We start from the raw sequence: 5,508 nt of genomic DNA on the forward strand, positions 1-5,508 counted from the left end.
CTCTTCGACGCCTTCCAGCGCGGCCGATCCGACTGACAGGCAAGCGACCGCACCACCACGACCACATCCCCCGCCCCCGAGGCGGGTTTTCCATTTGGAGGATCCGATGCCGACCCTGACCTACCCCCACTGGCGCGACGTTCCCGCGCAGGCCTGGCGCTGGCCGAATTTCTCGGCCGCCGAGATCGCCTGCCGCGGCACCGGCGCGATCAAGATCAACACCGAAGCCATGGACAAGCTGCAGGCCCTGCGCGACCGGTTGGGCAAGCCGCTGATCGTCCGCTCTGCCTATCGCAGCCCCGAACACAACCGCGCCGTCGGCGGGGCCCCTGCCTCGAAGCACATGCAGGGAACGGCCTTCGACATCGCCATGGCGAACCATGATCCCGCAGCTTTCGAGGCAGCAGCGCGGGCGGTTGGCTTCCTGGGGTTCGGGTATTATCCCCGCTCCGGCTTCATGCACATCGACCTTGGGCCTGCTCGCTCCTGGGGCGATCCCTTTTCGGCGCGGCCGGTGCCTTTTGCACCTGAACTGCCACTGGCGCGCGAAGTGCTGTCGGAAAGCCGCACGCTCCGTGGCGGCGGGGCGGCCGGTGCCGCCACGGTCGGCGCAGCTGGGGTCGAGGTACTACAGGACGTTCTCGCCGAGACCCAGTCCACCATCCAGCCGCTGGTGCCATATCTCGACACGCTGCGCTGGGTCCTGATCGCCATCGCCCTGATCGGCATCGCCGTCACGATCCATGCGCGGATTGATGACTGGAAGCGGGGCCAGCGGTGATCGGCTGGCTCCTCAACCAAGGCCCGGCGCGCAAGGCGCTGGGCCTGATCCTCACCGCAGCAGCGATCCTGCTGTTTCTGTTCAACCTGCGCCGAACCGGTGAACGCGCTGGGCGCGCCGCCGAACGGCTTGACGCCCGAGAGAGAAACGATGCCATTCACCGCCAGATGCTCGACGCCGCCGCCCGCCGCCCTCCTGATCGTGACGCTCTGGCTGAGCGCCTGCTCGATGGCAGGTTTTGAGACCCGCGCACCCTGCCCACCCGTGGTTGACTACACGGCCGCCGAGCAGGCGCGCGCGGCCGACGAGGTCGAAGCCTTGCCGGAAGGGGCCGTCGTCGTCCGGATGCTCAGCGACTACGCCGTGTTGCGCGATCAAGTGCGAACATGCCGGTGAAATCCGGGCCGGGCGAAGCCTACCACGAGGCAAGTGCCAAATGCCTCGACCACGGCGCATCGCCCGGCCCGTTTCATGCATTCACGCTGTCAACGAGTGGCAGGGATTCGCTGCTGGTCGATGATGGCAGGTGCGGCCATGCCTGTCCCGCATGGCGATGCGCACAATTGTGCACTCTCATGCATAAGCGAGGCGCGTATCGGGCTTCAGCGCCAAGCGGTCAGCAAATCGTTCGTCCAGCTTTGCGGTGATGTCATCGAAGTAATTCCTGTCCTCGTCGATGGCGCCTATGATCGAAGCGACCTGTGCCGCGAGGGCTTTCGCCAGACTTTCCAGTGGCCCACGCAGGTCAGCCGTCTTGGGATGTGAGGCTGCTGCGGTTGCTGCCGCCTTGGCCGCCCAGTCTGCCATGGCGAGGTATTCAAGCACGCGCTTCTGCTCTCCCTCATCTTGCGCCACCTGCAGAGTCTGCAACGCCCGAGCGGTACCGAAATGCTGCTTGAGCAATCGCCCGACCAGCCGCGGCCAGTCGTAGCTGTCCTTTGTATGAATTGGCAGAATCTGAGTTGGCAGTGCAGTCCCTCGGATCGGTTGGGCATGGGAAAGCAGGATTTGGAGGAGCGCACGAAGCCGCACAAGTTCCGCGGTACTGATCGGCTTGCCTCTCAGCAATCGGCATCTTGCCTCGAAGGCGTCGACTGCCTCTTTCATCTTCTTCGCGGTGGCCACTGCCTGCTTCGTGGCCTTCGCCGGTTTCGTCGGTTCTTCTTGGGGTGCGGATGGTGCGGCATCACTCGGTGCCGCAGGTTCGGTCATGCGGAAGTCCATGGCCGCAATCGACTTCAATTCTCGATCTTCATCAGCGTCGAGGTCCAGCCCGACGAGGCCAATGATCCGGTTGAGCGCCGCGCTCAGGGTGTTGGCCGGGCTGTCGTGTCGACCAAAGAACCCGCCCGAAATCTGGCTTCCCTGCGCCAATGCATTGCTGCGTGCCCGCACGAATTCGTCATACGGCAGGATCGCATGGACCTGCTCGGTTGATGCAGCCGAGGGAGGGGAAAAGGCCTTCGGTGCAGGATCGGCAGTCGCACCGGTTTCCTCAAGCTCCAGCGCTTCGAGCTGGTTCAGGGTCTCGATCAGGACCAGGTCTTCGCTCATCGCCTCGGCAAGGATATCCGTCAGCGACTTCTTGCGACCTTGCGCGGGTGGTAGCGTTCGGACGGCGAGGACATCGAGATCAATGACCTGGACCGGCGCGGATGCGTAGCCATCGGCAAAATGGACGATGCCGGACTTGGGACGTCCTGCTTCGAGGTCCAAGCGCCAAGCCGTGTCGCCTCCTTGCACGAGGTCAATCCGATTGCCGAACTGAACCTCTTCCCGGTCCTGCAGGGTGATGGCCGTAGCCGAGCCAGGTACAAAACTGCCTGGCGGCTTCCAGACAAACCGTCCGGACTGCAAGGTCATCGTCCCGCCATCGGTGTACGCCTCGCCCGATGGACTTTTCGCCGTGGCGGAGGCCAGGTCGTGGAGATCAGTCGGCTGCAGTGGCGCATCGCGGTAGCTCTCCAGCCCAAGCGCAGCGAGGGCCGTTCCCGGCGGAACGCGTTTGTAGATCCCGGCTTCGGCGTTGCCGCGAACAATCGTTGGGCCGAGCAAGGCGGGCAAGGTACAGTTCATGCTGCCCGAGATCACGTGATCCCATGCCTGGCCTTGTGCAATCACGAGCTTGGCGTGGACAAACCTCTTGCTGTCGGACGTGTCGACCTTGAAGATCCCGATGTCCGAGCAACGCGGCAGTTCGGATTTCGGGAAGTAGGTCGAAGCGGCGTCGATCAGCAAATCCGTCGGCGGATCGCCCATGATGGCCCTCAATCGTGCCAGCCCTTCGAGTTTCATGTCCCAATAGGGCGACACGACGATCAACCGCTCTATCCGATCATCGCCCACGCTGGCAGCGATCTGGTCGAGGATGGTCGCGTCCGGACGGTCGTGCAGCAGGGCGACTTCAATCTCGGCATCTTTCTCTGGAACAGGGGTCTCCATCACCTCGCGCAGCCATGGCGACGAACGAAGCGCCCGCTGCATTGCCGTTGCAAACCAAAGGTCATCCGCGGGGACCTTGCTGCGAATGTAGTTCAATGTCGCAGCGAAATGGTGGGCGTCGCCCGTCGCGTCTTCGCCATAGGAGAGGCTGGCGACCAGTTCCCTGTTTCCGCCGAGGCCGAGCGCGGTCAGATTGGCCGAGCCAATCAGCAATCGGCCCTTCTTCGCCCCGAGGAGCAGCGTGATCTTCGGGTGGAAGGCACCCGGCGCATCGGCCTTGACAAGGTGATAGCTGCTACCTGCGAATTTCGCCGGGCCCAGTTCGGCAAAGCTCTGGTTGACCATCTGCCGATCGGCAAGGATCACGATGTTCCGGCAGCCAGATCCCCGCAGCCGCGAGAACGGCACGTCCTCGAATGCCTGCGCTCCAAAGGCGTAAGTTGTCAGAAACGCCGAGTGAAAACCGCTCTCGGCGAACACATCAAAGTACTTCATGCGGCATCAAGCTCCGCGCGGCCGAAGTCGGTCAGGCCTGCATCGTCAATCAGCTTGACGTCCCGAAGAAACCGCATGGCTTGATCCAAGCGCGGGCTGCTTGGCGACACCCGGAAACGATCCCGGTACCGCAGCAATCCCTCCTCAGGCTCGATCAGGAAGGTATAGGCTTTCTGATTGCGGAATTTGCGCGATGCCACCCAGAGATGGCGTTTCAGGACACGTTCCCGAACCAAGGCATCAAGAAGGGTTTGGGCATTTTCTTGCGCCCTCGCCTGCAGAAACCTGACCTCCGTCCGCAGCGACTGGAAGTGGTCGGGCGCATTCAGCGCGTTGTCCAGCAACTCGCCGAAGGCTGTCGCCCTTTCGACTAGCGCCGCGACAAGCACCACGACAGATTGCATTCGCGTAACCCGATCCCCCGAAGCCCGGGCCTCGACCATGCGCTCGTCAGCTAACCTCGCCGCCATGGCCGGTTCCAAGCCTTCAAGCAGGCTTGCGGAGTAGTCCCGCCACGTCATGCCACGGGGAACGTCGACAAGGGCCACCAATTCCGCAACCACCTCACCGAGCGGCATCCGCCGCAATTCCGCTTCTTGCAGAATGTCCAAGGCAAGATCGAGGATGTTCTCGTAGGCAAGGCGCATGAGGTCACATGCCTGATACAGCGCCCACATGACGCGAACGTCCTCGGTGGCAGGAGTGGGTTCGGCAGCAGGATGGCCAGCACCGAACCATTCCCATTTCACGGCCTCGGCGCGCGGCACCTCCTTCTTCGCACCAATGAGTTGCAGAAGCATGATTGCGGTGGATCTTCGCAGCTTGTCGGGCGCGATTGATGGCGTCACCTGGCCAAGCAGCACTTGGACGAGCAGCTGATGTTCGGCGCTGCCCGCCACGATCTCGGAGGGTTGCATCGGCGCCATCCGGTCGAGATCGGCTAGCGTCACTGTTGCGGCTTTCACGCAGCGCAGGAATGCTGTCCCGAGCTCGCCAATCTCCGCGGCGAAAGCCTCTGCCAATGGAAGTGCGCGGTTCGTGCAGACTGCAATCGGGTTCCGATCATCGCCAAGTGTGATCAGGCCCATCTCGAACATCTGGGTAGCATAGATGCCGCCAAATGCGCCGCCCTTGTTGCGCAAGTAGCGTTGGCCGACGTCCGTGTCCGGATCGGCCCCAACAGAAAAGTCGATGATCGTCTCCGGATCGTTCGGAACGTCGCCCAGTTGCTTTTGCGCCCAATCTATCCCGGCAACGCCCAATTCGGTCGAACCCCGCGCAGCAATAAGGGCAAAGAGGGTCTCACAACGTCGCTGGAACGCCCGGAAGGCAACGGGATCGGTGTTTCCTTGCTCTCTGGCATAGACTTCAAGCATCCAGACAAAGAACGAGTAATACCTGAAGCGAAGCGTGATGGTGCTGATGCCGGGCAGCAAAGATTGATAGATCGCTTCGATGGGGCGCTGCATTCCAAGGGGATCGAGGCCGCCATCCTGGCCGAGTTCAGTCCATTCAGGGAAACCCGGCCCAAAATCCTTCATCGTCAACCCACCATCTTTAGACCCACAGGGTGATGATGGCTGGAACCGGCATCTCGCGCAACTGCGAGTTGCCTGCTGCTGCCTGCGACTGCGTGATTATCCGGGCTGGTGCAGTTTTTCTGGTGTCGTGTTGATGTGGCGTTGATGTAGAGCGGAACGCCAAAAGCCCGACGGTTTGCGTCGGGTTCTAAGCGTCTGATAAGTTTTAGTATTTTGGTTGCGGGGGCAGGATTTGAACCTGCGGCCTTC

6 protein-coding genes are annotated in these 5,508 nt (G+C 62.1%); 3 read left to right on the top strand and 3 right to left on the bottom strand.

Annotated features, from left to right (window positions below):
• Positions 1 to 106 precede the first annotated feature (106 nt).
• Genes EZM81_RS17705 through EZM81_RS18705 form a run of 3 tightly spaced genes read left to right on the top strand, consistent with a single transcriptional unit; the run spans position 107 to position 1,177 of the window.
• Complete coding sequence (locus EZM81_RS17705) at positions 107 to 781, top strand: D-Ala-D-Ala carboxypeptidase family metallohydrolase (protein ID WP_136646694.1); 675 nt, start codon at positions 107 to 109, stop codon at positions 779 to 781.
• A complete protein-coding gene (locus EZM81_RS17710) occupies positions 778 to 1,023 on the top strand; it encodes a hypothetical protein (protein ID WP_371685774.1) in 246 nt (81 codons plus the stop codon). The genes EZM81_RS17705 and EZM81_RS17710 overlap by 4 nt, the downstream gene beginning before the upstream one ends.
• A gap of 22 nt (positions 1,024 to 1,045) precedes the next feature.
• Positions 1,046 to 1,177: a hypothetical protein gene (locus EZM81_RS18705; RefSeq protein WP_256371637.1), complete on the top strand. Its 132-nt coding sequence runs from the start codon at positions 1,046 to 1,048 to the stop codon at positions 1,175 to 1,177.
• A 177-nt stretch (positions 1,178 to 1,354) separates the two neighbouring features.
• Here the strand turns inward: EZM81_RS18705 and EZM81_RS17720 are convergent, their stop codons facing one another.
• The 3 genes from EZM81_RS17720 to EZM81_RS18470 all read right to left on the bottom strand — a co-directional run.
• Positions 1,355 to 3,718: a hypothetical protein gene (locus EZM81_RS17720; RefSeq protein WP_136646695.1), complete on the bottom strand. Its 2,364-nt coding sequence runs from the start codon at positions 3,716 to 3,718 to the stop codon at positions 1,355 to 1,357.
• Positions 3,715 to 5,265 carry a hypothetical protein gene (locus EZM81_RS17725; protein WP_136646696.1) on the bottom strand — a complete coding sequence of 517 codons (1,551 nt, stop codon included), beginning with the start codon at positions 5,263 to 5,265 and terminating at the stop codon, positions 3,715 to 3,717. Before EZM81_RS17725 ends, EZM81_RS17720 begins: the two co-directional genes overlap by 4 nt.
• Positions 5,262 to 5,508, bottom strand: a 247-nt coding sequence (locus tag EZM81_RS18470) for a hypothetical protein (protein WP_211195448.1), incomplete at its 5' end; no start/stop codon positions are given. The genes EZM81_RS18470 and EZM81_RS17725, both read right to left, overlap by 4 nt.

It is taken from the genome of Tabrizicola sp. YIM 78059 (assembly GCF_004959785.1).
Taxonomy (GTDB): Bacteria; Pseudomonadota; Alphaproteobacteria; order Rhodobacterales; family Rhodobacteraceae; genus Tabrizicola; species Tabrizicola caldifontis.

Bases quoted from the DNA above. Each gene is read 5' to 3' on its own strand.
- EZM81_RS17705 (WP_136646694.1), top strand. From the start codon at position 107: ATGCCGACCCTGACCTACCCCCACTGGCGCGACGTTCCCGCGCAGGCC.
- EZM81_RS17720 (WP_136646695.1), bottom strand. From the start codon at position 3,718: ATGAAGTACTTTGATGTGTTCGCCGAGAGCGGTTTTCACTCGGCGTTT.